A 24,325-nucleotide genomic window follows, 5' to 3' on the forward strand; every position below is an offset into this window, starting at 1 on the left:
TGAGGTGGCCGGGCCAGGGCCGACGTTCGGCAGCATCACAAGCGACTGAGCACGAGAAGCGTGACGGAGATCGGCGGCGCCGGGGCACGACGCGGAGCCTAGGCCGAACTCCATCAATTCCGACTGACGCGCCGAGGTGGACGCGGACTTCATCAAAAGGCGCCTGCGCGCAGGAGATTGCCGCCACGGCAAACCGGACTCGAATCCGACGGCCAGCGGCGCAATCACCCCGGACAGCTCGACCTCAGCCGACCGCTTCGGACACCAGGCGAATCCGGAACACCGGCTGCTTGGCTTCGTCGAGCAGCTCCATCTGCCACTCGGCCCCCTGCTGCAACGACCTCGAGATCCCGCCGATCAGGTCGGAGCAGACAGCCGTCAGCTCGTTCCAGGCGGTTTCCCGGTTGGCGAATTCATAAGGCTGATCAGCCGCGCCAGAATAGCGGCCCTGGCTGATCCGGAAGAAATAAAGCGACATAACGACCCTTTCTCGTGGGCCACCCCCCTGGTTGCAAACTGCACACGAGTCGCTACCGAGGCATGAATTTGAGATTCCGTACGACTACGGCGCAATGACCACTAACGTGCGGTCAGCTTAAAATATTACTCTATGATAATAGGGAACCGGTTTTTCAATGATCGGTGAACTAACAACTAATCGGTCGAGCGACGCAGCTCCGGCGCCGCATCCGACTTCGCGTTATCGGATTTGGTAATTTCAGTCTTCGCGTTTTCGGCCTTCATGTTCTCCGTCTTGGAACTTTCCGCCTTGGCGGCCTTCGCAGCATCTGCCTTCAAGGGTTCCACCTTGCTGCGTTCCACCCGCGGGGTCTCGACCCGTGCCGCTACTTCGGTGTGGGAGCCGTCAGCCGCGGGTCCAGCAGCGCGTGCGGCGCGCGGCCGCGCCACGGCGCGCGCCATCAGCATGGTGGCTCCGCCCTGGTGCTGGAAGTCGCAATAGGCGAAGGCGCCGAGCCCGGAGACCGAACCGCGGAAGCTGCGATCGTCCTTCTTGTCGAGGTTGAAGCACGGTTCGAACGGCATGCCCTTGATGGCAGCGCAGACATTCTGGCCGCGAATCTGCAGGGTATTGCCCGGCAGGCGGATGTGACGCACCGGCCCCGAGCCGGAGAACTGCACCGCACCGGCCGCGCCCATGTCGTCGAGGATGCGGCCCGCGCCACGGGTGCCGTCGACGCAGGTGAAGGCGAACACCTTTCCGGCGACGAATTTGCGGGCCTCGTCGGCTGTCATCGAACCCGCCATCGCAGGAGCAATCACGGCACCGGCAGTCACGGTCCCCAGCAATATACGCGCGAGCATGCATCAAACTCCCACTTAACCCCACGCAGCGGGTAAGGCGGTATCTTTACCCCATGCTTACCATACCAACCATGGCAACAATGGAGCAGCATGGTTTGAAAAGTCTGAACGTCCTCAGGATATTCTTACCACCGTACGGCCGCGGACCTGGCCCGCGAGGATCTGCGGCCCCAGCGACGCCACCTGGTCTAAGGCGATTTCGTGAGTGATTTCAGCTAGTTTTGCACGATCCAGATCGGTCGCGAGGCGCTGCCAGGCCGCCTTGCGCGCCGGCAGCGGGCACATCACCGAATCGACGCCGAGGAGGCACACGCCGCGCAAAATGAACGGCGCCACCGACGTTGGCAAATCCATGCCGGCAGCGAGGCCGCAGGCGGCGATGGCGCCACCATATTTGGTCATCGCCAGCAGGTTGGCGAGCGTATTGGAGCCGACGCTGTCGATGCCGCCCGCCCAGCGCTCCTTCGCCAGCGGCTTGGCCGGCCCGGACAGCTCGTTGCGGTCGATGATCTCGGCGGCACCGAGCGACTTGAGATAGTCGGCCTCGGCCAAGCGGCCGGTCGAGGCGATCACATGGTAGCCGAGCTTGGCGAGCACAGCCGTCGCCACCGAGCCGACGCCGCCGGCCGCGCCCGTCACCACCACCGGCCCGCTCGCCGGCGTCAGCCCGTGCTTCTCCAGGGCGAGCACCGCAAGCATCGCGGTGAAGCCGGCGGTGCCGATCGCCATCGCGTCCCGGGCTGACAGCCCCTGCGGCAGGCCGACCAGCCAGTCGCCCTTGACCCGCGCCCTCTCGGCATAGGCGCCGAGATGGGTCTCGCCCATGCCCCAGCCGGTGCAGATCACGGCATCTCCGGGCTTCCAGTCGGGATGGCTGGACTGCTCGACCGTGCCGGCGAAATCGATCCCCGCGATCATCGGGAAGCGGCGCACCACCGGCGCCTTGCCGGTCAGCGCCAGCCCATCCTTGTAATTCAGCGCCGACCACTCGACCTTCACGGTGACGTCGCCGTCCATCAGTTCGGCTTCATCGAACTGCGTCAGCGTCGCGGTCGTTCCCTTGTCCGCCTTGTCGATCCGGATCGCCTTGAACGTTCCCACAGCCGCACTCCCTGCGCTTTCTTCGTCTCGCGCCATGTTTAGCCGATCGGATCGGCGGCGCAACTCAGGTCGCGGGCACGGCCCGCGCCACCGGCTTCTCGACGATCGGCAGGTTGATCAGCGCCGACAGCACGCCGAACAGGATGGAGAGCCACCAGATCGGGGTATATGAGCCATAGCGCTCGAACACGAGGCCGCCGAGCCAGACGCCGAGGAAGCCACCCACCTGGTGGCTGACGAAGGCGAAGCCATAGAGCGTGGCGAGCCAGCGGGTGCCGAACATGATCGCGACCAGCGACGAGGTCGGCGGCACCGTGGAGAGCCAGGCGAGCCCGGAAACCGCGCCGAAGGCGATCGCGGAAGCCGCCGTGACCGGGAACGAGATGAAGGCGAGCGTCGCCAGCGCACGGGTGAAATAGATGAAGGACAGGATGTAGCGCTTCGGCAGCCGGCTCTGCAGCCAGCCGACACTGAGCGAGCCGATGATGTTGAACAGGCCGATCGCCGCGATCACCCAGCCGCCAACCTGCGCCGACAGGCCGCGATCGACCAGGAACGCCGGCAGGTGCACGGTGATGAAAGCGAGCTGGAAGCCGCAGGTGAAGAATCCGAGCACCAGCAGCACGTAGGAGCGGTGGCCGAACGCCTCCATCAGCGCGGTCGTGAACGACTGCTGCTCGGCCTCCGACGGCTTGGCCTCGGCTGCCGGCGGCGTCGCCACGGCGAGCGACAGCGGCACGATGAACAGCATCAGCGTTGCGAACACCATCAGCGCGCTCTGCCAGCCGAACTGGTCGATCAGCGCGACGCCGAACGGAGCGAACAGGAACTGGCCGAGCGAGCCGGCCGCGGTGCCGGCGCCGAGCGCGACGCCCCGGCGCTCCGGCGGCAGCAGCTTGCTGAAAGCCGACAGGATGAGATTGAACGAGCAGCCCGACAGGCCGAAGCCGACCAGCACGCCGGCGCCGATGTTCAGCGACAGCGGCGAGCTGGAATAGCGCATCATCAGCAGGCCGCCGGCATAGAGCAGCGCGCCGACACAGATGACGCGCATCACGCCGAAACGATCGGCGATCGCGCCGGCGAGCGGCTGACCGAGTCCCCACAACAGGTTCTGCACCGCCACCGCGAGGGCGAACACGTCGCGTCCCCAGGCGAATTCACGGCTCATCGGCTGCACGAAGAAGCCGAGGCTGGAGCGCGGACCGAAGCTCAGCAGCGCAATGGCGCAGCCGCACACGATGATGACCACCGGTGTGCGCCAGCCCTGATTGCGGGACACCGTACCGAGATCGCCTGCCTGTACCGACATCAGTGTCCTCCCCTGCCGCGGTCGCTGTCCGCCGCGCCTCTCCGGTTAATGCATTTGCATTGAACTCCCAAGCTCAAAAGCGGAACCCAGTCATGAAAAATTTCGATGCGGCGGCCAGCCATGAGCAGGTGTCATCCGAAGCGAGTTCCGGCAGCGGAACTCGCTCATGCGTCTTTGTCCCCGCGCGAAAACGTCCTGATGCGCGAGTCGCAAACGACGATTCATCCTGTGCGGGAGCGACCTTCAGAACGGCCGCTATTTGTCGCCAAACACCGATAAACAGCGAAGGAAGTCTCTGAAGAAGAACTAACAGGTACCGCGGTACACATGCGCACGGAATGTGGAATTTGGACAGCACATGGACCACGATCAGATCGAGACATCCGGCCACGTCGTGATCGTCGGTGCCGGAGTTGCCGGACTGTTCTGCGCGCTGAAGCTCGCCCCGCAGCCGGTCACGTTGATCTCCGCGACCTCATTGGGTGAGGCCTCGTTCGGCACGACGATGCAGGCCGACATCGCCGCAGCGGTGTCATCCGGCGACAGCCCCGATACCCATGCCGCCGACATGATCGCTGCGGGTGGCGGCCTGGTCGACGCGACGGCGGCGCTGGCGCTCGCGCGCGATGCCTCGGCTGCAATCGAGGACCTGGTCCGTCTCGGCGTGGCATTCGATCGTGATCACGGCGGCAGGCTCGCGACGTCTCGTGCGGCTGCGCACGCCGCGCGACGGATTCTCAGCGTTCGCGGGGACTTCACCGGACAGGCGATCATCACCGCGCTGTCGCAAGCCGTGCGCGCGACGCCCTCGATCCGCATCATCGAGGGCCATGTCGCCGACGCGCTGCTGACGGAAGACGGCGCGGTGCGTGGCCTGCAACTGCGGCCGACCGATGACGACGCAGCCGCGCCGATGCTGATCGCGGCGCCGGCAATCGTGCTGGCCACCGGCGGCATCGGCCGGCTGTTCGCGGCGACCACGAATCCGCCGCACGCCACCGGCATCGGCCTCGCCATCGCCGCCCGCGCTGGCGCGGTGATTGCCGATCCGGAGTTCGTGCAGTTTCATCCGACCGCGATGATGGCCGGTCACGATCCGGCGCCGGTTGTGAGCGAGAGTCTGCGCGGCGCCGGCGCGATCCTGATCAACCGGCGCGGCCAGCGTTTCATGCTGCCGCGCCATCCGCTGGTCGATCTTGCCCCGCGCGACACGGTGGCCCGCGGCGTCATGGCCGAGATCATCGCTGGACGCGGCGCTTTTCTCGATGCGCGCGACGTGCTCGATGACGACGTCGCCGAGCGCTATCCGATGCTGCACCGGGCCTGCGTCGCCGCGGGGCTCGATCCGACCCGCCAGCCGATTCCAGTGGCGCCGGCGGCGCATTTCCACATGGGCGGGATCGCGGTCGACGCGCAGGGCCGCAGCTCGATCGAGGGGCTTTGGGCGGCAGGTGAAGTCGCCGCGACGGCAACGGATGGTGCCAACCACATCGCCGGCAACGCGCTGCTCGCGGCGCTGGTGTTCGCCCGGCGGATTGCCGACGACATCTCCGGCCGGACGTTGACCGCGTCCTCCACCCTGCAGCACGTTGCATTCGCCGATCCGGCCGGATCCTGCGCGGGCGCAGCGCAGGTGTCGCTGCGCGAGATGATGACGAGCCAGCTCGGTGTCATCCGCGACGAGGAGCGGCTCGCCGAGGCCATCGCCGCGATTGCCAGGATGGAGCGCGACGCCGGCAGCCCGAGGCTGCGCAACATGGCGAGCGCCGCGCTGCTGATCGCCACCGCGGCCTGGAGCCGGCGCGAGAGCCGCGGCGCGCATTGCCGCGCCGACTGCCCCGCGGAGAATCCGAGTTTCGCGCAGCGGACGATGACCACATTGGCCGCTGCCCGCGAGATCGCCGACGAGCTCGCGGCACGGCCGACGGCGCGGCAGTCGCGGCCGTTGAGCGCGTAGCAAGAGCTGATCCGACTGCGTCACGACGGAGCTCGGCAGTCGCGTTTTCACCGTCATTCGTGACCACCGTCATTCCGGGTTCAGGGCCTGCGGCCTTGTCCCGGAATGACGGTGCTCATGACGAAGCAGCCATCGTCGCCCAATACAGATATTACGACTCGTTTTATTTGCTGCCTCGCCGGTATTTGGGGGCAGGCACGATGTAATTAGTGCGTGCCGTGTCGGCCGCGTGCATCCATTGATCCGCGGGCGCTGGACGAACAAATCGGCCGTACCGTTGCGCTGGTGCTCGTAGTCATCACGCGCACGATCTGAGCGGCCCTCGCCAATGAGTTGGACGAGGCCTTTCGTCGATGCAGCTGCGACTCGCCGCACGGATCGAGCACATCCTCTACGCGCGCGACTAATTCGCATCGATCTGTGGGGATACGCCACATGCTCCTGCGCCATGGCTTCAGATCGTTCTCGGCCAGACGCCGCCGCACTATCTCGTGCGCCCCGGCGCCGACGGCATTTACCAGCACCAACTAAATGGCTGGACAGGTTCGCCATGATTTCGGCAAAAGAACCGCGGAACCTGTACAAATAAGAAAAAGAGATGGTCGAAATTTAGCGGTGCTCAAGTAGTAGCGCGCGTTTTGTCCGTCCTGCTGACGAGGAAATGGGAATTCACGGCTGCCAGATCGCCGATTCACCGCTTGGCATGGCCATAGATTCGGTCATCGGTCTCGCCGCCGGTTTGGAAGCCGAGACGCCGAGCAGAAAGGCGCCAAACGGTCCAGGGAGTGTTGCGGGGCGACGCGATGGCGCGTGTCCGCAGGAGTAGTTGAGGATGAGTTCCTTATTGCGGAGTAGCGGATCGCGGATCACCGTGGGTGATGCGCAGAGCGAACGTTGGCGCCCGGCAAAGCCTGCCGCTTTGTCCAACAGCCTCGCGCATGCGACGTCTGAGCCTGATGAGGATGCGGCCACCGATCTCTCCCGGCCGTGGTGGCAAACCGCTTCAGCGGTTGACGATGCGCCGATGCCAATGGCGCCAGCAGAAGCGGACCGATCCTGGCAGATCCCTTCACTCGATCCCGTCGTGATGCCTCCACCTCCGCCCGAACGGCTCGAATTCGATTCTGTTTTCCGGTTCGGTGCCGCAGCGGCCGCGCTTGCGTGCCTCGCGTTCTTTGCGGTGCGCATCATGCAGGCTCCGGACATTGAAACAGTTACGAAGTCTGAAGCGACCGCTTCATCGTCTCCCCGAAACCTCGGGACAGCGGGGAAATCGAAATCCGATGACGGCCAAGCATCGCTGGACGCCGCGGCGCACACGATCGGACGGGCCGATTCGATCTTGGCGTCGGTCCCGATCGTCAAGCCGGCTCCGGGCGGAGGCGAGACCCCGCAGTCAATTCCGCCGAAAGCATCTCGGACCATCGCGACCAGGAGCCCTGCACCGGCGGCCGCGTCTGCGCTGACCAAGAACGAGATCAGCGAAATGCTGAAGCGCGGACGCGATCTCATCGGCGCGGGCGACGTTGCGAGTGCCCGCCTGATCCTGGCGCATGTCGCGGAAGCGGACGCCGAAGCATCACTGACGCTGGCCGGCACCTATGACCCCGCGATCTTGTCCAACCTGAAAGCCGTTGGCGTCGCGCCCGATCCGGCCAAGGCCCGCGCCTGGTACGCGAGAGCCGCCGAACTCGGGTCACTCGAGGCTCGACGGCGGCTCGAGTGACCCGGGCTTCGAAACCGGGTGATCCAGCGCGGTCTCACGCCGGTCGCTGCGCAGGAATTGCGGCGGGGCGCGGACCGCCGGATCCTGGTCGATGGTGTCGTGCGGGCGACGCGCGTCCCCGCAAAGTGTTGTGTTGCGTGATGAGGTCCATGATGGGAATGTTTGATCGTCTGTTGCAATCGGCCTTGTCGTCGGCGCCCCGTGGTCCTTGGCTGCTTGGCGCGCCGGGTTCTCCGACCGTGGCGTTGCTCCTCGTGCTTGCCGCCGTGCCAGGCCTGGCGCGTGCTGCCGAGGGCGAGATCCGGATCGGCAATACGACGCCCTACAGCGGGCCGGCGGCCGCCTACGGCAGCGTGAGCAAGGTCATCTCCGCCTATTTCCAGAAGGTGAATGACGAGGGCGGGATCAGGGGCCGCAAGATCACCTACATCTCCTATGACGACGGCTATAATCCGCAGAAGACGATGGAGCTGACACGACGGCTGGTGGAGGAAGACAAGGTCGACGTCATCTTTGCGAGCGTTGGAACAGCGACCAGCGCGGCGGTGCGGCCTTATCTCAACGCGAACAGGATACCGCAATTGTTCGTCGGCTCCGGCGCCTCGATCTGGGATCAGCCTCGCGACTATCCTTGGACCATGGGAGCGCAACCCAGCTACCAGATTGAAGCTCATATTCACGCGCAATATCTGCTCGAGCAACATGCCGGTGGCGCGCGCATCGGTGTGCTTTATCAAGACGACGAGTTCGGCAAGGACTATCTGAAGGGTTTGAAGGACGGGCTCGGCGGCAAGCTGCCGATCGTCGCGGAAGCGGCTTACGCGGTCACCGATGCCGACATCAATCAGCAGATCGCGAAGCTGAAGACCGCCGGAGCCAACATCCTGGTCGACGTCAGCACCCCGAAATTCACGGTGCTCGCGATCCGCCGCCTCGCCGAGCTCGGCTGGAGACCCGAGCACATCATCCCCACGGTTTCGGATTCGGTTGCCACCGTGCTGCAGCCTGCAGGCCTGCAGAACGCGGAAGGACTGCTTTCCGCCACCATCCTGTACGAGGGCGGTGTGCAGGGCGGCGATCCCGGCTTCGCCGAGTGGTCCGCGTTCATGGATCGCTACGCGCCTGCAATCAGCAAGAACAACAGCTTGGGAATCGTGGGCTACGCTCTTGCCAACCTGATGGTTGCGGTCCTGCGCAATTGCGGCGACGACTTCTCCCGCGACAACATCATGAGGCAGGCGCGTTCCTTGAAGGGGACGCCAATTCCCATGTTGATTCCCGGGATCGTCGCCAATACCAGCGCCAGCGACCACGCGCCGATCGAGCAGATGCAGATGAAGCGTTTCGTCGATGGCCATTGGGAACGGTTCGGGCCGGTGCGCAGCGGAATCGACCCGGGTGCGGTCAGCGATTCCTTCAAGGCGATCTTCCGCTATGCGTCGGCCAAGCGGGACCTCGCGAGCCAGCTCAACGCCAATACGGTGAGCCTGATGACGGGCTCGTATGGCAGCACCTATTCCCAGATGGGCGCCGACGTCGCCTCGGTCCTCAATGACGGCATCAACCTGCGGGTCATGCCGGTCCTCGGCAGCGGCTCGGTTCAGGCGGTGGCCGACATCCTCATGCTCAAGGGCGTCGACGTGGGAATCGTGCGCAAGGACACGCTGTCCTATCTCGAACGCAAGGACTTCGCGAGCAACATCCGCAATCAGCTCGTCTACGTCACCAAGATGTTCAACGAGGAAATGCATGTTCTGGCACCGCGATCGATCCGCACCATGCGGGAGCTCGACGGCAAGACCGTTGCGGTCGACCTGCCGGACGGCAGCACCTTCGTGACCGCGATCAACGTGTTCGAGCGGCTCGCGATCAAGCCGCATCTGCTCTATATCGAGCCGCGCATCGCGCTCGAAATGTTGCGCAAGGGGGAGATCGACGCGATGATTGCGGTCGACGGCAAGCCGGTGCCCTGGCTCAGCCAGATCACGGATGCCAATCTGCATCTCGTCCCGGTCGGCTACGACAAGACCTTGCGCGAGGATTACCTTCCATCCAAGCTCACCGCGGACGACTACCCCAACCTGATCTCCAATTCCGAGTCGGTGGAAACGATCGCAGCAGAGGCAATCCTGGCGTCGTATAATTGGCAGCCGGGAAGCGACCGCGATCGCCGGCTGTCGCTGCTGGTCGAGTCGCTGTTCTCGCGCATGTCGCAGCTGCAGCGGCCTCCCTTCCATCCGAAATGGCAGGAGATGGCGCCGCGCGCGCCGGTCGCCGGCTGGACCAGGTTCCGGGCCGCGCAGGAATGGCTCGATGGGACGACACGGATTCCGGCCGCCACTACGGCCACCGTTAAACCGTCGAAGCCGGTCGCGGCCGCCGCACCGTCCCCGCGCATTCCTGTCACGGCAAAGCCGGCGGCCGCAACGCCGCCGGACCAGGCGCGCCAGACCGAGTTGTATCGCCGCTTTCTCGAGTGGAATGCGACGCGTCGCTAGATGATTAGCGCCGCGTCCAGTTCGGATTGCTCTCGGCCTCGCTCTTGGCGGCCTCGGTGAGCTCGGCCGAAATGGCCGCGGTCTGCTGCGGCGTGCCCCAGCTCGGCGCGTCGCTGCCGTCGCCCCACTTCTTCGGCCGATAGAAGGTGTGAACGCCGAACTTGTACATGCGCTTCATCTCGGCGACCCAGGACGGCCGCACCCAATAGGCATGATAGTGGGTCGACTTGCCGACTTCCGGCAGCCAGATCAGCCCGTCCAGCATGGCCTTCGCGATCTTCCTGGCACGATCCCACATCTCGGGCTCGCGGATCACATCCGGATTGTTGTCGCAGGCGAAGGTGAACTGGCAGGCGAAGTGGCGGTATTTGTTCTGGTAGACGACGCCGCACACCGTCGTCGGATAATAGCCGGAGAACGCTCGGTTCAGCACGACCTGCGCCACGGCCATCTGGCCGCGCACCGCCTCGCCGCGGGATTCGAAATAGATCGCTTCGGCAAGGCACTTCTCGGACTTGAAGCGCGCCTTCTCGTCCGTGAGCCCCAACCGTTCGGCCGGAGTCCTGTCGCGCTGATTGTCGGCGTTGACCTCGCCTTTCGGCGCGATGCTCTCGCCGCCATTGCCGGCCTTGGCCGCATCGTCCGCCGGCGATGACAGCACCGCCATCGGCTTGAGGTCCGGATCCGGCATCACGATCAGCGGCGCCTCGCCCGGCAGCCATGTCTCCATGGTGCCGGCGGCACCGCCCAGCGACGACGTGCCGAAATAGAGGTTGGACGTCTTGATGTTGAGGCCGTCATAGCTGACGGCGCCATCTGCCAGAATTTGGTCGGCTGCAGGCTTCAGTTCGCCCGATGGCTGGATCTCGGACTTCGCCGCGTCGTACTGCACGAGCGGCGGCGCGCTCAGCGCCTCCTGCAATTCGGGATCGAGTGCAGAACGCTGCGGGAGTGGCGCCTGCGCCGGCGCTTCCGTCGTCTTGGCGCCGAACACCGAGGAATTCGAATCCGGTTGTGTCGATGGCGTGGGTGCGGGCTCGGAGGGCGCGGGCTCGACGGGCGCGGCCGATTCGGTCGGCTGCGCCGACGGCGTCGGGGGACGCACGACGAGACGATCGCCCTTCAGCGTGCGATCGACCTTGGGAAAGTCGGAGGCCTGATAGCGCGGCGGAACCTGCAGCGCCGGATTGCGCGGCGTCGATCCGGTGATGTCGAGATCGCGCCCATCGAGGCTTGCGAGGCGGATGCTCACCGCCTGCGGCGCCGAGGTTCCGATCGGACGACCGAAACTATAGGTGGCGAGCTGAATGGAGGCCGCAGCCGAGAACACACGCTTCTGCCAGCGTTCGGCGACGCCCGGCTGGCGGGCGAGCAGAGAAGCGATGTCTTGATACCCGGTCTCTGTCGGCATCAGAGCGAAGACGCAGAGACCGAGTCCGAAGGACGCAAATCGCGCGCCCTTCGGATCGGGACGCAGAACTAACATCGATACGCTCAACGCAACGCTTACTGGATCGACCGAACGACAGTGCTTCCGTGCAATTCGATCTTCTCTCTTCGTATCGGGTTTAGGTTGCCGAGGAGTTAATCCGCGTTGCAATTGTGAAACAGGCAAGCGGGGAAGTTGCAGAGCGCCGAGCGATCGAGATGCTTGGTAAACGGCGCACCGACGAGAACGGGTGAACATTCAGTCAACAGATGCGGTGAATGAAAATCATCTGCACATCATGAGGCGGAGTGTTCCATCGGCCTGCGACGTTCGCTCTCTCCACTCGTCATTCCGGAGCGCCCCCGGCATGGCGGCAGTGGTGGAGAAGAAGTGCACCTTGCGTCACGTGCGCGCAGCATCGCGACGAACCCTCACCAATGAAAAAGGCCGGCAACATGTGCCGGCCTTCGTCAGATCAGATCGATCGCAGCAGGATCAGGCCTGGCTCGCGATCTCCTTGCCGAGCGCGGACTGCGCAGCGGCCAGGCGGGCGATCGGCACGCGGTAGGGCGAGCACGACACGTAGTTCATGCCGACCTTGTGGCAGAACGCCACCGAGGCGGGATCGCCGCCATGCTCGCCGCAGATGCCGACCTTGAGGTTGGGTCGCGTGGCGCGGCCGCGCTCGACGCCGATCTTGACCAGCTCGCCGACGCCCTCGCGGTCGATCGAGATGAACGGATCGATCTCGAGGATGCCCTTGGCGACGTAGGCGCCGAGGAAGCTGCCGGCGTCGTCGCGGCTGATGCCGTAGGTCGTCTGCGTCAGGTCGTTGGTGCCGAACGAGAAGAACTCGGCGGCCTCGGCGATCTGGCCGGCCATCAGGGCTGCGCGCGGCAGCTCGATCATGGTGCCGACCTGATACTCCAGCTTGGCGCCGGTCTCGCGGATCACGGCCTGCGCCATCGCGTCGATGCGCGCCTTGACCAGGTCGAACTCGGCCTTGGTCGCGATCAGCGGCACCATCACCTCGAGGCCGACGGCCTCGCCGGTGCGCTTCTCGGCCTCGACCGCGGCCTCGAAGATCGCGCGCGCCTGCATCTCGGCGATCTCCGGATAGGCGATCGCCAGACGGCAGCCGCGGAAGCCGAGCATCGGGTTGAACTCCGACAGCTCGCGGGCGCGATCGGCCAGGCGGCGCGGATCGGTGTTCATCGCGCGCGCGACTTCCTCGACCTCGGCCTGGGTGTGCGGCAGGAACTCGTGCAGCGGCGGATCGAGCAGACGGATCGTGACGGGAAGCCCCTTCATGATCTCGAACAGCTCGACGAAGTCGGCGCGCTGCATCGGCAAGAGCTTGGCGAGCGCGGCGCGACGCTCCTGCTCATCCTCGGAGAGAATCATCTCGCGCACAGTGCGGATGCGGGTCTCCTCGAAGAACATGTGCTCGGTGCGGCACAGGCCGATGCCCTCGGCGCCGAACTTGATGGCGGTGCGCGCATCCTCCGGCGTGTCGGCGTTGACGCGCACGCCGGTCTCACGCACGGCGTCCGCCCAGCCCATCAGGGTGCCGAACTCGCCGGACAGCTCCGGCTCGATCATCGGCATGCGGCCCGCGAGCACCTGGCCGACCGAGCCGTCGATGGTGATCACGTCGCCGGTCTTGAAGGTGCGCCCGCCGATGCTCATCGTGCCGCGGCCGTAGTCGACGCGGATGGTGCCGCAGCCGGAGACGCAGGGCTTGCCCATGCCGCGCGCGACGACGGCGGCGTGCGAGGTCATGCCGCCGCGCGTGGTCAGGATGCCCTCGGCAGCATGCATGCCGTGGATGTCCTCCGGCGAAGTCTCGATACGGACCAGGATGACCTTGCGACCGTCGGCCTGCAGCTTGGTGGCCTCGTCCGAGGAGAACACGATCTCGCCCGATGCCGCACCGGGCGAGGCCGGCAGGCCGGTCGCGACCACGTCGCGCTTGGCGGCGGGATCGATGGTCGGGTGCAGGAGCTGATCGAGCGAGGCCGGGTCGACGCGAAGCACGGCGTCGTTCTCCGAAATCAGGCCCTCATTGGCGAGTTCGACCGCGATGCGCAGCGCCGCCTTGGCGGTGCGCTTGCCGCTGCGGGTCTGCAGCATCCACAGCTTGCCGCGCTCGACCGTGAACTCCATGTCCTGCATGTCACGGTAGTGCTTCTCGAGCAGCGTGTAGATCCGCGTCAGCTCCTTGAACGCGTCGGGCATCGCGACTTCCATCGACGGCTTGTCGGAGCCGGACTCGACGCGGGCGTCCTCGGTGATGTCCTGCGGGGTGCGGATGCCGGCGACGACGTCCTCGCCCTGCGCGTTGATCAGGAACTCGCCGTAGAGCTTGCTCTCGCCGGTCGAGGGATTGCGGGTGAAGGCGACGCCGGTGGCCGAGGTGTCGCCCATGTTGCCGAACACCATGGCCTGGACGTTGACGGCGGTGCCCCAGGATTCCGGGATGTCGTGCAGCTTGCGATAGGTCACCGCGCGCGCGTTCATCCAGGATGAGAACACCGCGCCGATGGCACCCCACAGCTGGTCGTGCGGGTCCTGCGGGAAGTCCTTGCCGGTCTCGTGGGCGACGGCGTCCTTGTACTTGCCGACCAGCATCTCCCAATCCTCGGAGGAGAGGTCGGTGTCGAGCTGATAGCCCTGGGTGTCCTTGAAGCTGTCGAGGATGTCCTCGAAATGATGGTGCTCGAAGCCGAGCACGACATCCGAATACATCGTGATGAAACGGCGATAGCTGTCGAAGGCGAAGCGGCGGTCGCCGGACAGCTGTGCCAGCGCTTCCACCGTCTGGTCGTTGAGGCCGAGATTGAGCACGGTGTCCATCATGCCCGGCATCGAGGCGCGGGCGCCGGAGCGCACCGAGACCAGCAGCGGGTTCTCCGGATCGCCGAATTTCTTGCCGGTCAATTTGCCGATGTAGTCGAGCGCCTTGTCGACCTGCGACTGCAGCTCCTTCGGGTAGGTCTTGTCGTTGGCGTAGAAGTAGGTGCAGACCGAGGTCGGGATGGTGAAGCCCGGAGGCACCGGCAGGCCGAGATTGGCCATCTCGGCCAGATTGGCGCCCTTGCCGCCGAGCAGGTCGCGCAGGCCGGCCTTACCTTCGGCCTTGCCGTCACCGAAGGTGTAGACCCACTTGTTCGGCTTGATCGCGGTGACCGCGCTCTTGGCCGGGGCCTTGGCGGCCGACGCCTTCGCGGCCTTGGCGACCGGCTTGGCAGCCGTTTTGGCCGGCTTCTTCGGAGCGGTTTTCACTGGCGCTTTCGGTGCAGACCTGGGCGCGACCTTGGCCGGGGCCTTGGCCACGGGCTTCGACGCCGTCTTGAGCGCCTTGCGCGGTGGAGCGAGTGCTGCGGTCTTGGCCTTGCCGGGCTTGGAAGGCTTTGATTTCGCTGTAACTTTCTTAGACTTCGCTACCGCTTTGGCCATGAGGTGCTTCGATCCGCAAATGGGAGGAGAAATCGCGCGCCTTACACCACTTTGGGCGCTGCGGCGCAAGCTCGGGGGTTCCCGACCTTGGGACTAGAACCTGGGACTAGAAGTGGAGCCACTTCAGCAGGCCCATGCCGATCAGGCCGTTCAGGATGAGGAAGATCGCGACGATCAGGTTCAAGAGGCGCGGCATGATCAGGATCAGGACGCCGGCGATCACGGACATGATCGGCGAGATATGGGCAACGGTCAGGGTCATCGACGAGCTCTGAATGATTGAAGGACGAGGCTGGGGCGATTCGATTTGGCCGGACTTTATCCTGGCCCATCGTGGCGGAATAGGAGACGCACGGCACGAGTTCCGGTTCCCCCACCGCTGGATCTGCCGCAAAAATGCCGCCGGTTCCACATGGCGTTGCGCGGAACGATGACCTGTTGCCGGCATTGGGAGCAGATGCCGGCGCGCGCCGGTCTCTCTCAGCGATCAACAGCTCAGGAGTCCCGTCCATGCGAACCCATCTCACCCTTGCTGCCCTCGTGGCCGCACTCGTGATTCCGGCGGCCGCACAGGCGCAATCCTACACCACGGGCGTCGGCCGCAGCGTCGTGGTTGAGGAGGACGCTCCAGTGATCACGGTCGAGCGACGGCCGGAGTTTCGCGAATATGTCGTCCGCGAGCGTGTTCCCAACTATGTGATCCCCGATCGCGTCGTTGTTGGCACCGTGCTGCCAGAGTCCGGTGTTACATATTACGACGTCCCGCAGCGCTTCGGTGCGACCCCTTACCGTTACACCGTAGTCAACGGCGAAACTGTTCTGGTCGAACCGCGATCCCGGCGGATCATTCAGGTTGTTGAGTAGTTATAGAGCTGCATTTGGTCGCCAACGCCCCCGCAAGCGGCCAGATGTAAAAGGCCCTGCCCGGTTCCCCCCGCCGGGTGGGGCTTACTTTTTTCGCCGTCATCGCAAGCGACGCGATCCAAGGCGACCGACGACGCCTGCTGTGAGCCAGGGCGCGGTGACGTTCAGGCAGCCGTCTTCACCACCAGGCGATGGATGACCTTGCCCGAGGAGGCGCTGACCACATCCTCGTCGAGCAGGCTCGTATCAGCTTCAAAGAGTGCGCGGATGGTTGCGATGTCGACCACCGCATAGAGCCGGCCGTGGGCATCACGCTGATCGGCCTGCTCCGTCACCCGCCAGCTCAGATACAGGACGCCACCGGGCTTCGTGATCGCGCGCATCCGCCGCACCGACGGCACCACGTCGCTGCGATCGAGATGCATCAGCACGGTCTCGCACAGCACGTTGTCGAAGCTTGCATCTGCGATGTTGGCGAGAGCGGGCAGTTCGGCACGCGTGAACGACGCGTTCGGATAGCGCGTGCGCGCTTCAGCCAACAGTCCCTCCGACGCGTCGAAACCTTCCGCAGGATACCCGTTGGCATTCAGCCAGCCGACCTCGCGGCCGCTGCCGCAACCGATGTCCGCGGTGCGGCCACCGGCGATGAAGAAGCGGAGGATGATGTCGTGCAGATCGGCCGGTGCCGGCTGCGCGTGCCAGTCGGCGGCAAACGCCGCCGCCCCATGATCATAGGCGGCGAGCGTCACACGATCCATCCTCAGCCCTCGATCTTGGAGAAGTCGGCAACGGCGCGCGTGGCGCTGCGGATTTCGTTCAGGAGCTTCAGCCGGTTTTCGCGGCTCTTGGCGTCGTCGTCATTGACCTTGACCTTGTCGAAGAACGCATCGACCGCCGGCCGCAGCTTCGCCATCGCGCGCATCGCTGCGGCGAAATCCTCCTTGGCGACGGCTGCACCCGCTTCCGCAGCGACCTCGCCGATCGCCTTCGCCAGCGCCTTCTCCTCGTCGAGCTTGTAGAGCGCGGCATCGGGCGCTCCGTCGAACTTGCGCTTGTCCTTCTTCTCCTCGATGGCGAGGATGTTGGACGCGCGCTTGGTGCCGGCGAGCAGGTTCTTGCCGTCGTCCGTCTCGAGGAATTTTCCGAGCGCCTCGACGCGGCGCACGACCATCAGCAGGTCATCCTTCATCTCCTCTTCCGGCGGAGGCTCACGATCCAGGGCCTCCTGGCTGCCGGCTGCTTCGATGAGATCGAGTTTGGCTGCACCACTTCTCACGGCATCCGACCGCCACCAAGGGGAAGGTGATGTCGCGAAAACGGCATCGACAAGATCGTGCCGGGCGCCTTGCTCACGAAGTTGCACTTTCAGACGGTCGGCGAAGAATGAGATGAGATCGACAACTGCCACTGGGACGCTGCGTCTACCAAACGTTTGCGCATCCACCCGCACAACAAACGTAGTGAACCCAGGCTTCTCACTACTCTCCACCTGCTTCACTTCGTTCCCCACTTCGCGCGCGCGAATTGCCGTAGCCAGTTGGAAAAACCAAGGCCCGCAGATACTAGCGAGGTGAAGTCGGAGATTATTTTCCAAGATGATCCGGATCACACCTAAAGCCGCGCGACGCAGCGCATACGGATCCTTCGATCCCGTCGGCTTTTCTTTGATCGCCCAGAACCCGACCAGGGTGTCGAGCTTGTCGGCGAGCGCCACGGCCACCGATACCGGGTCGGTCGGCACGCGATCACCCGGCCCCTGCGGCTTGTAGTGCTCCTCGCACGCCGCCGCGACGGACGCATCCTCGCCCTGGGCCAGCGCGTAGTACTTGCCCATCAGGCCCTGCACTTCCGGGAACTCACCGACGACCTCGGTGAGCAGGTCGGCCTTGGCGAGCTTGGCGGCGCGCGCAGTCTTCGCAGCATCGGCGCCGACCAGCGGCGCGATCTCGGCGGCGAGCTTCTCGATGCGTTCGATGCGCTCTGCCTGGGTGCCGAGCTTCTCGTGGAACACGATCTGCTCGAACTTCGGCAGCCGGTCCTCGAGCTTCGTCTTCAGGTCCGTCTCGTAGAAGAACTTCGCGTCCGACAGCCGCGCGCGGATGACGCGCTCGTTGCCGGCAATGATCGTCTTGCCGCCGTCAGTGGCCTCGATGTTGGCGGTCAGGATGAATTTCGGCGCCAGCCCGCCCGTCTTGGGATCGCGCACCACGAAGCATTTCTGGTTGTTGCGGATGGTGGCGCGGATCACCTCGCCGGGCACCTTGAGGTAGTCCGGATCGAACGAGCCCATCAGCACGACCGGCCATTCGACCAGGCCTGCTACCTCGTCGAGCAGCACGGGGTCCTCGACCAGCTCATAGCCTTGCGCAAACGCAAGCTGCTTGGCGTCGGTAACGATGGTGTCCTTGCGCCGGTCAGGATCGAGCACGACCTTGGCATCGAGCAGCTTGGCCTCATAGTCCTCGAAGCGGCGCACCGAAATCGGCGACGGCGACATGAAGCGGTGGCCGAATGTTGTCTGGCCCGCCTCGATACCGTCGACGGCGAAGCTGACGACATCGGGCTCCTCGGTTTCCAGGCCGAAGGTCGCCGTGATCGCGTGCAGCGGGCGCACCCAGTTCAGCGCGCCCGGCTTTTCCGAGCGCTTGCCCCAGCGCATCGATTTCGGCCAGGGGAAGGTCCTGACGATCACCGGCAGCATCTCGGCGAGCACGTCGAGCGTGGCGCGGCCGGGCTTCTCGATCAGCGCGACGTAGTAGTCGCCCTTCTTCGGATCGCGCTGGATCGTGGCCTCCTCGATCGAGGACAGGCCGGTGGCCTTGAGGAAGCCTTGGATCGCGGCATCGGCGCCGCCGACGCGCGGGCCCTTGCGCTCCTCCTTGAGATCAGCCTGCCGCGCCGGGATGCCGTGCACGGTCAGCGCCAGCCGCCGCGGCGTCGCGAACGCCTTGGCCCCCTCATAGACGAGGCCCTCGGCGACGAGCTTGTCGGTCACCATGCGGCGCAGATCGTCGGCCGCCTTGGCCTGCATGCGCGCGGGGATTTCTTCGGAGAACAGTTCGAGGAGAAGATCAGGCATATCTCAAGTCTCTCTGCACGAAGAACCACCCTCCCCTGGAGGGGGAGGGTCGCCTGCCAAGGGCAGGCGGGGTGGGGTGACCGCGATCTCCGTGTGAATGGCTTCGAGCACCGCCTCAGTCCTGGTCATAACGTCGTTGTTCCAAAATCGCAAAACGCGATAGCCTTCCGAGTTGAGCCAGCGCGTCCGGGCCTGGTCGCGCTGGATGTTCGCATCCTCTCCGTGCTGCGAGCCGTCCACCTCGATGATGAGGCGACGGGCCAGGCAGGCAAAATCTGCAACGTAGGGACCGATGACGACCTGTCGTCTGAAATGGGTCCCTTCGATCTCGAGGCGCCGCAGGTGACGCCACAGAATGTCTTCGGCCGCCGTCATGTTTTCGCGCAGCCGTTTCGCGGTTCGGCGTTTGAAGTCGCTGATCGGCCGTTTGCCCATCTGGCACCTTCACCCCACTCCGCTCGCCTGCGATCAATCCTCCACCAAGTGAGGGTTGATCACATCTTCCACCCACCAGCGCAGTGCCACCCTCCCCTGGAGGGGGAGGGTCGATTGCTCATGCGAATGCATGAGCAATCGGGGTGGGGTGACAGTCTATCCATCATCAACAGTGCCCGAGCCGAGAGATCACCCCACCCCGGCACGCATCTCGCTTCGCTCGATCGCGTGCCGACCCTCCCCCTCCAGGGGAGGGTGAAGAGTCACTTCCCGCGTCGATATTGACTCAAACTCCCGCCCCGCCCGCTTCCGTATGCAGCCAGGCCTCGCCGCAGGCCTTGGCGAGCTCGCGGACGCGCAGGATGTAGCTCTGGCGCTCGGTGACCGAGATGACGCCGCGCGCGTCGAGCAGGTTGAAGACGTGGCTGGCCTTGATGCACTGGTCGTAGGCCGGCAGCGCCATCTGATGTTCCCGGCGATTGCCCAGCTTTGCATTTTCTTGCCAGCCGGCGGCGAGATATTTGCGGCAGGCGCCCTCGGCCATCTTGAACTGCTCGAACAGCATGTCGGTGTCGGCATGCTCGAAATTGTGCCGCGAATATTCCTGCTCGGCCTGCAGGAAGACGTCGCCATAGGTGACCTTGGCGTCGCCGTCGCGGCCGTTGAAGTTGAGGTCATAGACGCGGTCGACGCCCTGGACGTACATCGCCAGGCGCTCGAGGCCGTAGGTGAGCTCGCCCGCGACCGGCGCGCATTCGAAGCCCGCGACCTGCTGGAAATACGTGAACTGCGACACCTCCATGCCGTCGCACCAGCACTCCCAGCCGAGCCCCCACGCGCCCAGCGTCGGGCTCTCCCAGTCGTCCTCGACGAAACGGATGTCGTGCACGGCGGCGTCGATGCCGATCGCGCCGAGCGACTTCAGGTACAGCTCCTGAAGGTTCGGCGGCGATGGCTTCATGATCACCTGGAACTGGTAGTAGTGCTGCATCCGGTTGGGGTTCTCGCCGTAGCGGCCGTCCTTCGGCCGCCGCGACGGCTGCACGTAGGCGGCATTCCACGGTTTCGGCCCGAGCGCGCGCAAGGTCGTCGCCGGGTGGAAGGTGCCTGCCCCCATCTCCATGTCGTAGGGCTGCAGGATCACGCAGCCCTGCTCGGCCCAGAACCGTTGCAGGGCCAGGATGAAGCCCTGGAACGAACGTTCGGGGCGCATGTGCGGAGGCAGCGAGTCCATCGTCGGTATCGGTCTTTCGCAGGCGTCGGAAAAGCGCGCGGACCGTATCGGCGGGGACATCAGGAATCAAGGCAATAGGATCTCCGAACGGCGGCGACGTGCCGTCGTTCGAAGATCAGCGGCTCGCGTCAGCCCGGCCGGTAGGCGCCGGTGACGGGATCGCGGCGCAGAGTCTTGATCTCGGCGGCCTGTGCGGCCTCGGCGACGCGCGACAGCCGCGCCTCTTCGAGCTCGCGGTTGATCTTCTGCGCAGCCTTGTAGGCCCAGCGAACCACGGCAAGCCCGCCCAGCATACCCGCGAAAGCAACGAACGGCGGCATTGGTCGATCCTCGTTCATGAACAGAGCCACCCCGAATCCCATTGTCGCCGATCCCGGTTCCCCCCGCAATCCGGATTGCGAGGGGCGAAATGGCGCGCCCCCAGTCTAGAACCCAAAGCGGGCCCAGATCGCCCGGGTTTCGGCCGCGGAGATCACCTCCTCGGCCAACCCCGTCCAGCCGAATCCCAGGCTGCCGGCGCCCGCGGCGCGGCGGCCGAGCAGACCCGACAACAGGCCGGACGCCGGCGCCACGACAGGCGTTGCAACCTTGTCGCCGAAGCGGGTGCGCAGGACGGCGCGGAGGTCGCCGATGGCGTCCGCCAGCCCCAGCGTGACGGCGCTGTCGCCGGCCCAGTACTCGCCGGTGAACAGCACATCGTCGGCGCCCTTCAGCCGGGTCGCGCGGCTCTCCTTGACCAGCGAGATGAACAGCGCGTGGATCTCGCGCTGGATCTTCTTCAGCCGCGCCACGTCGTCGGGATTCTCCGGCAGGAACGGATCGAGCATCGCCTTGTGCTCGCCGGCCGTATACAGCCGGCGCTCGATGCCGATCTTCTTGATCAGGTCCTGCAGCCCGAACGAGCCGCCGACCACGCCGATCGAACCGAGGATCGAGGACGGATCGCAGAAGATCTCGTCGCCGGCGCAGGCGATCATGTAGCCGCCGGAGGCCGCGACATCCTCGACGAACACGAGCACCGGCAGCTTCTTCTCCGCCGCGAGCTGACGGATGCGCAAGTAGATCTGGCGCGACTGCACCGGCGAGCCGCCGGGCGAATTGATCACCAGCGCCACCGCCTTGGCGTTGCGCATGGAGAAGGCGCGCTCCAGCACCTTGGCGACGCCCGCAAGCGTCAGGCCCGGCCGCAGCGGCGTCACCGCGCCGATCACGCCGGACAGGCGGACGACCGGTACCACCGGTACGCCGCGCAGCCGCGCCGGAAGCAGCGCCTTCAGCCGATCGAAGAGCCCGGCTGCATCGCTGGGTTGTGTCAAATTGTCCACCATCCTGTTACCTCGGATTAACCACTTTTTATCGCGCCGCTGCCATTCAAAGGGCTGGAACGAGCCTTGCAATCTCCTGGGCAATCGCACGGCGAGCCAAGGTGCAGAGTGCGGCGGAGGAATCCATGAAGGTCTACCTGTTGATGCTGCTGATCGGTACTCTATTGACTGCGATCCGGTTCACGACGGTAACCGAACGCCAGTCCGAAGCTCAGACGCAATAACGCCCGACCACGACCAACCGTTCAGGGGGTGCTCAAGGCCAGCGCCCCCTGCCCCGACAGCACCCGCACGGCCTCGTCATTCGGCACGCCTGCCGCCTCATTCAGCACCACTCCGGCGAGAAGCTGGGTCGGCGCCCGCCCTCCCTTAACGGCCCTGACCAGGATACGGATCGCCGGCTTGCCCGCTTGGCCGTGAACCGGTTGAACGGCAAGACTGCCGAAGCCGCGCGCCAGCGCCGCGACAACCCCGCTCAAACCATCGGCCCGCCAGATCAAGGTCAGCACGCCACCGGATTTCAGCATCCGCCGCGCGGCATGCGTCCAGATCTCCAACGTCGTCGCCGTTGCCATGTGCGCGGTCGCGCGCGCGGCGTCGGGCGAGGCACGGTGACGCGCGGCATCGTGGAACGGCGGATTCATCAGCACGACGTCGACACTGTCGGGCCCGAGCCCTGCGGCCGCGAAAGCAGCCGCGTCCGCGGCGACGTCCAGCACCACGACCTCCGCGGGCAAGGCATTGGCGCGTGCGTTGTCGCGCGCGAGGCGCGCCAGATCCGGCTCGCGCTCGACCAGCGTCAAGCCGAGACCGCCCACGCGCCGGGCCAAGGCCAGCCCGGCCGTCCCCACGCCGGCACCGAGATCGACCACCCGCTCGCCCGAACGCGCGGCCGTCGCCGCCGCCAGCAGGATTGCGTCGTGGCCGGCGCGATGGCCCGTCGTGGGCTGCCGCAGCCGCAATTGGCCGCCGAGCACGGCGTCCTCGGAGATGTCGACAGCGTCACTCATCAGGGCGCAGCTCATGCGCCAGCCCGGCGTCGGTGAGAAGCCGCCGGGCCTGGAGATTGTCGTCCTCATGCACGAGGATCCGGCGCGGCAGGATGCCGAGCGAGCCCTCGATGATGCTCATGTTCTGATCGAGGACGAGGTGATGGATGTCGGCGCCATCGAGCAGCGCCCCGATCGCCGAAACCAGCACGATATCATTGGTCCGAACCAATTCCTTCAATCGTTATGTCTCCATGCGGGCTTGGGTCAAGAAGGGCTTGGGTCAAGAAGGGCTTCGGTCAACCAGGCTTGGGTCAAGGTTCCGTGTCTGCCCTTGCCGCCTGCGGCCGCAGTTTCTATTGTCGTTTCGAGCATAGCAAAATCGGAGACCAGAGTGGCGGTTATCGTACCTTTCGAGAGTCCATCGGGAGCCTCCATCGATGGGCTGGTCGCGCTGGTCGCAGCCGACATGGAACGGGTCAACGCTACGATTTTGTCGCGCACCGGCTCGGACGTCACGATGATCCCGGAGGTCGCAAACCACCTGATCTCCTCCGGCGGCAAGCGGTTGCGGCCGATGCTGACGCTGGCGATGGCGCATCTCACCGACTACACCGGCGACGGTCACGTCAAGCTGGCCGCGGCCGTCGAGTTCATGCACACGGCGACGCTGCTCCATGACGACGTGGTTGACGAGAGCGAAATGCGCCGCGGCAAATTGTCGGCGCGCATGCTGTGGGGCAACGAGGCCAGCGTGCTGGTCGGTGACTTCCTGCTCGGCCAGGCGTTCCGCATGATGGTCGAGGTCGGCTCGCTGCGTGCGCTCGACATTCTCTCGGCCGCCGCCGCCACGATTGCCGAGGGCGAGGTGATGCAGCTTGCCGCCGCCAAGAACACTGCAACCACCGAGGACGAATATCTCGCCGTGATCCGCGGCAAGACCGCCGAGCTGTTCGCCGCGGCCTGCGAGGTCGGGCCGGTGCTCGCCGATCGGCCCAAGGCCGAGCAGACCGCCTCGCGGTCCTTCGGCATGAATCTCGGCATCGCCTTCCAGCTCGTCGACGACGTGCTCGACTATGGCGGCAAGGCCGCCAAGCTCGGAAAGAATGTCGGCGACGATTTCCGCGAGGGCAAGATCACGCTGCCGGTGGTGCTGGCGTTCCGCCGCGGCAGCGACAGCGAGCGTGCCTTCTGGATCAAGGCGCTGGAGCGCGGCGAGATCAGCGATCACGATCTCGACCATGCGATCGGGCTGATGAACAAGCATCGCGCCTTGGAGGACACGATCAGCCGCGCGCATCACTACGGCGCCATGGCCGTCGACGCGCTGGCGCTGTTTCCGGCGTCACCGATGAAGACCGCGCTCGAGCAGGTGGTGGCGTTCTGTTTGGCCAGGTCGCATTAGTTGGCGAACCTGGGCCTGCCCTTCGTGATGTCATGCCCCGGCGCAGGCGGTGTGCGTTAATGCGCCCTCGCCCCTTGTGGGAGAGGGCATGCAGGACAGAGCAACAAGCTCGCTTGGGTGAGGGGTATGCCTCAGCAAGCGCGGCGTCCGCGGACAGATGCCCCTCACCCAACCCAGTACGTGGATGAG

20 protein-coding genes are annotated in these 24,325 nt (G+C 65.3%); 5 read left to right on the forward strand and 15 right to left on the reverse strand.

Features of this window, described 5'->3' with window-relative positions:
* Positions 1–244: 244 nt before the first annotated feature.
* The 4 genes from ACQR0W_RS31230 to ACQR0W_RS31245 all read right to left on the reverse strand — a co-directional run bounded on the left by ACQR0W_RS31230 (position 245) and on the right by ACQR0W_RS31245 (position 3,736).
* Positions 245–478 carry a DUF6894 family protein gene (locus ACQR0W_RS31230; RefSeq protein WP_315717224.1) on the reverse strand — a complete coding sequence of 78 codons (234 nt, stop codon included), beginning with the start codon at positions 476–478 and terminating at the stop codon, positions 245–247.
* A 176-nt stretch (positions 479–654) separates the two neighbouring features.
* Positions 655–1,323, reverse strand: coding sequence for a hypothetical protein (locus ACQR0W_RS31235; protein WP_315826955.1), 669 nt, complete (start codon positions 1,321–1,323; stop codon positions 655–657).
* A gap of 114 nt (positions 1,324–1,437) precedes the next feature.
* Entirely contained in the window at positions 1,438–2,424 is a 987-nt protein-coding gene (gene acuI, locus ACQR0W_RS31240) for an acrylyl-CoA reductase (NADPH) (protein WP_315717226.1), read from the reverse strand.
* Between the two features lie 64 nt (positions 2,425–2,488).
* The gene (locus ACQR0W_RS31245; RefSeq protein WP_316200687.1) at positions 2,489–3,736 is read right to left on the reverse strand and encodes an MFS transporter; all 1,248 of its coding nucleotides are present in this window, start codon (positions 3,734–3,736) and stop codon (positions 2,489–2,491) included.
* Between the two features lie 358 nt (positions 3,737–4,094).
* Between ACQR0W_RS31245 and ACQR0W_RS31250 the strand changes: the two genes are divergently transcribed.
* From ACQR0W_RS31250 to ACQR0W_RS31260, 3 genes are all read left to right on the forward strand, one after another.
* The gene (locus ACQR0W_RS31250) at positions 4,095–5,693 is read left to right on the forward strand and encodes an L-aspartate oxidase (RefSeq protein ID WP_315826957.1); all 1,599 of its coding nucleotides are present in this window, start codon (positions 4,095–4,097) and stop codon (positions 5,691–5,693) included.
* Between the two features lie 832 nt (positions 5,694–6,525).
* Entirely contained in the window at positions 6,526–7,419 is an 894-nt protein-coding gene (locus tag ACQR0W_RS31255; protein ID WP_315826958.1) for a hypothetical protein, read from the forward strand.
* 152 nt (positions 7,420–7,571) lie between these two features.
* On the forward strand, positions 7,572–9,917 hold the full coding sequence (locus ACQR0W_RS31260; RefSeq protein WP_315827128.1) for an ABC transporter substrate-binding protein: 2,346 nt from the start codon (positions 7,572–7,574) through the stop codon (positions 9,915–9,917).
* A gap of 4 nt (positions 9,918–9,921) precedes the next feature.
* Here the strand turns inward: ACQR0W_RS31260 and ACQR0W_RS31265 are convergent, their stop codons facing one another.
* The 3 genes from ACQR0W_RS31265 to ACQR0W_RS31275 form a co-directional block, all read right to left on the reverse strand.
* Positions 9,922–11,403 (reverse strand): cell wall hydrolase, encoded by a 1,482-nt coding sequence (locus ACQR0W_RS31265; protein WP_315826959.1) that lies wholly within the window; start codon positions 11,401–11,403, stop codon positions 9,922–9,924.
* Positions 11,404–11,841: 438 nt separating this feature from the next.
* The gene (gene ppdK, locus ACQR0W_RS31270; RefSeq protein WP_315826960.1) at positions 11,842–14,805 is read right to left on the reverse strand and encodes a pyruvate, phosphate dikinase; all 2,964 of its coding nucleotides are present in this window, start codon (positions 14,803–14,805) and stop codon (positions 11,842–11,844) included.
* 106 nt (positions 14,806–14,911) lie between these two features.
* Positions 14,912–15,067, reverse strand: a complete 156-nt coding sequence (locus tag ACQR0W_RS31275) for a DUF3096 domain-containing protein (protein WP_012042558.1) — start codon at positions 15,065–15,067, stop codon at positions 14,912–14,914.
* A 248-nt stretch (positions 15,068–15,315) separates the two neighbouring features.
* On the opposite strand from ACQR0W_RS31275, the gene ACQR0W_RS31280 reads away from it, so the two are divergent.
* A complete protein-coding gene (locus ACQR0W_RS31280; RefSeq protein ID WP_315717233.1) occupies positions 15,316–15,669 on the forward strand; it encodes a DUF1236 domain-containing protein in 354 nt (117 codons plus the stop codon).
* A 164-nt stretch (positions 15,670–15,833) separates the two neighbouring features.
* Here the strand turns inward: ACQR0W_RS31280 and ACQR0W_RS31285 are convergent, their stop codons facing one another.
* From ACQR0W_RS31285 to ACQR0W_RS31320, 8 genes are all read right to left on the reverse strand, one after another.
* Positions 15,834–16,427, reverse strand: a complete 594-nt coding sequence (locus tag ACQR0W_RS31285; protein ID WP_315826961.1) for a class I SAM-dependent methyltransferase — start codon at positions 16,425–16,427, stop codon at positions 15,834–15,836.
* Between the two features lie 2 nt (positions 16,428–16,429).
* Positions 16,430–18,748, reverse strand: a complete 2,319-nt coding sequence (gene glyS, locus ACQR0W_RS31290) for a glycine--tRNA ligase subunit beta (protein ID WP_316171368.1) — start codon at positions 18,746–18,748, stop codon at positions 16,430–16,432.
* 3 nt (positions 18,749–18,751) lie between these two features.
* Complete coding sequence (locus ACQR0W_RS31295; protein ID WP_316171367.1) at positions 18,752–19,183, reverse strand: endonuclease domain-containing protein; 432 nt, start codon at positions 19,181–19,183, stop codon at positions 18,752–18,754.
* A 286-nt stretch (positions 19,184–19,469) separates the two neighbouring features.
* Positions 19,470–20,417: a glycine--tRNA ligase subunit alpha gene (locus ACQR0W_RS31300; protein ID WP_315810692.1), complete on the reverse strand. Its 948-nt coding sequence runs from the start codon at positions 20,415–20,417 to the stop codon at positions 19,470–19,472.
* 128 nt (positions 20,418–20,545) lie between these two features.
* On the reverse strand, positions 20,546–20,737 hold the full coding sequence (locus ACQR0W_RS31305; protein WP_315717238.1) for a hypothetical protein: 192 nt from the start codon (positions 20,735–20,737) through the stop codon (positions 20,546–20,548).
* 105 nt (positions 20,738–20,842) lie between these two features.
* Complete coding sequence (locus ACQR0W_RS31310) at positions 20,843–21,745, reverse strand: S49 family peptidase (protein ID WP_315717239.1); 903 nt, start codon at positions 21,743–21,745, stop codon at positions 20,843–20,845.
* 242 nt (positions 21,746–21,987) lie between these two features.
* Complete coding sequence (locus ACQR0W_RS31315) at positions 21,988–22,752, reverse strand: tRNA1(Val) (adenine(37)-N6)-methyltransferase (protein ID WP_315750427.1); 765 nt, start codon at positions 22,750–22,752, stop codon at positions 21,988–21,990.
* Positions 22,745–22,972 (reverse strand): DUF2007 domain-containing protein, encoded by a 228-nt coding sequence (locus tag ACQR0W_RS31320; protein WP_006613556.1) that lies wholly within the window; start codon positions 22,970–22,972, stop codon positions 22,745–22,747. Before ACQR0W_RS31320 ends, ACQR0W_RS31315 begins: the two co-directional genes overlap by 8 nt.
* 153 nt (positions 22,973–23,125) lie before the next feature.
* Here ACQR0W_RS31320 and ACQR0W_RS31325 point away from each other — a divergent pair, with 153 nt between their 5' ends.
* The gene (locus ACQR0W_RS31325; protein WP_315717243.1) at positions 23,126–24,136 is read left to right on the forward strand and encodes a polyprenyl synthetase family protein; all 1,011 of its coding nucleotides are present in this window, start codon (positions 23,126–23,128) and stop codon (positions 24,134–24,136) included.
* Positions 24,137–24,325: the final 189 nt, after the last annotated feature.

The sequence above is a fragment of the Bradyrhizobium sp. HKCCYLRH1034 genome, from assembly GCF_051168375.1.
Taxonomy (GTDB): Bacteria; Pseudomonadota; Alphaproteobacteria; order Rhizobiales; family Xanthobacteraceae; genus Bradyrhizobium.

Excerpts from the sequence above, each read along its gene's own strand:
- glyS (WP_316171368.1), bottom strand. The coding sequence starts at position 18,748 with ATGCCTGATCTTCTCCTCGAACTGTTCTCCGAAGAAATCCCCGCGCGC.
- ACQR0W_RS31275 (WP_012042558.1), bottom strand. The coding sequence starts at position 15,067 with ATGACCCTGACCGTTGCCCATATCTCGCCGATCATGTCCGTGATCGCC.
- ACQR0W_RS31285 (WP_315826961.1), bottom strand. The coding sequence starts at position 16,427 with ATGGATCGTGTGACGCTCGCCGCCTATGATCATGGGGCGGCGGCGTTT.
- ACQR0W_RS31265 (WP_315826959.1), bottom strand. The coding sequence starts at position 11,403 with ATGTTAGTTCTGCGTCCCGATCCGAAGGGCGCGCGATTTGCGTCCTTC.
- ACQR0W_RS31310 (WP_315717239.1), bottom strand. The coding sequence starts at position 21,745 with ATGGTGGACAATTTGACACAACCCAGCGATGCAGCCGGGCTCTTCGAT.
- ACQR0W_RS31300 (WP_315810692.1), bottom strand. The coding sequence starts at position 20,417 with ATGGACTCGCTGCCTCCGCACATGCGCCCCGAACGTTCGTTCCAGGGC.
- ACQR0W_RS31315 (WP_315750427.1), bottom strand. The coding sequence starts at position 22,752 with ATGAGTGACGCTGTCGACATCTCCGAGGACGCCGTGCTCGGCGGCCAA.
- ACQR0W_RS31245 (WP_316200687.1), bottom strand. The coding sequence starts at position 3,736 with ATGTCGGTACAGGCAGGCGATCTCGGTACGGTGTCCCGCAATCAGGGC.
- ppdK (WP_315826960.1), bottom strand. The coding sequence starts at position 14,805 with ATGGCCAAAGCGGTAGCGAAGTCTAAGAAAGTTACAGCGAAATCAAAG.
- ACQR0W_RS31295 (WP_316171367.1), bottom strand. The coding sequence starts at position 19,183 with ATGGGCAAACGGCCGATCAGCGACTTCAAACGCCGAACCGCGAAACGG.
- ACQR0W_RS31280 (WP_315717233.1), top strand. The coding sequence starts at position 15,316 with ATGCGAACCCATCTCACCCTTGCTGCCCTCGTGGCCGCACTCGTGATT.
- ACQR0W_RS31250 (WP_315826957.1), top strand. The coding sequence starts at position 4,095 with ATGGACCACGATCAGATCGAGACATCCGGCCACGTCGTGATCGTCGGT.
- ACQR0W_RS31235 (WP_315826955.1), bottom strand. The coding sequence starts at position 1,323 with ATGCTCGCGCGTATATTGCTGGGGACCGTGACTGCCGGTGCCGTGATT.
- ACQR0W_RS31255 (WP_315826958.1), top strand. The coding sequence starts at position 6,526 with ATGAGTTCCTTATTGCGGAGTAGCGGATCGCGGATCACCGTGGGTGAT.
- ACQR0W_RS31230 (WP_315717224.1), bottom strand. The coding sequence starts at position 478 with ATGTCGCTTTATTTCTTCCGGATCAGCCAGGGCCGCTATTCTGGCGCG.
- ACQR0W_RS31260 (WP_315827128.1), top strand. The coding sequence starts at position 7,572 with ATGGGAATGTTTGATCGTCTGTTGCAATCGGCCTTGTCGTCGGCGCCC.
- ACQR0W_RS31305 (WP_315717238.1), bottom strand. The coding sequence starts at position 20,737 with ATGCCGCCGTTCGTTGCTTTCGCGGGTATGCTGGGCGGGCTTGCCGTG.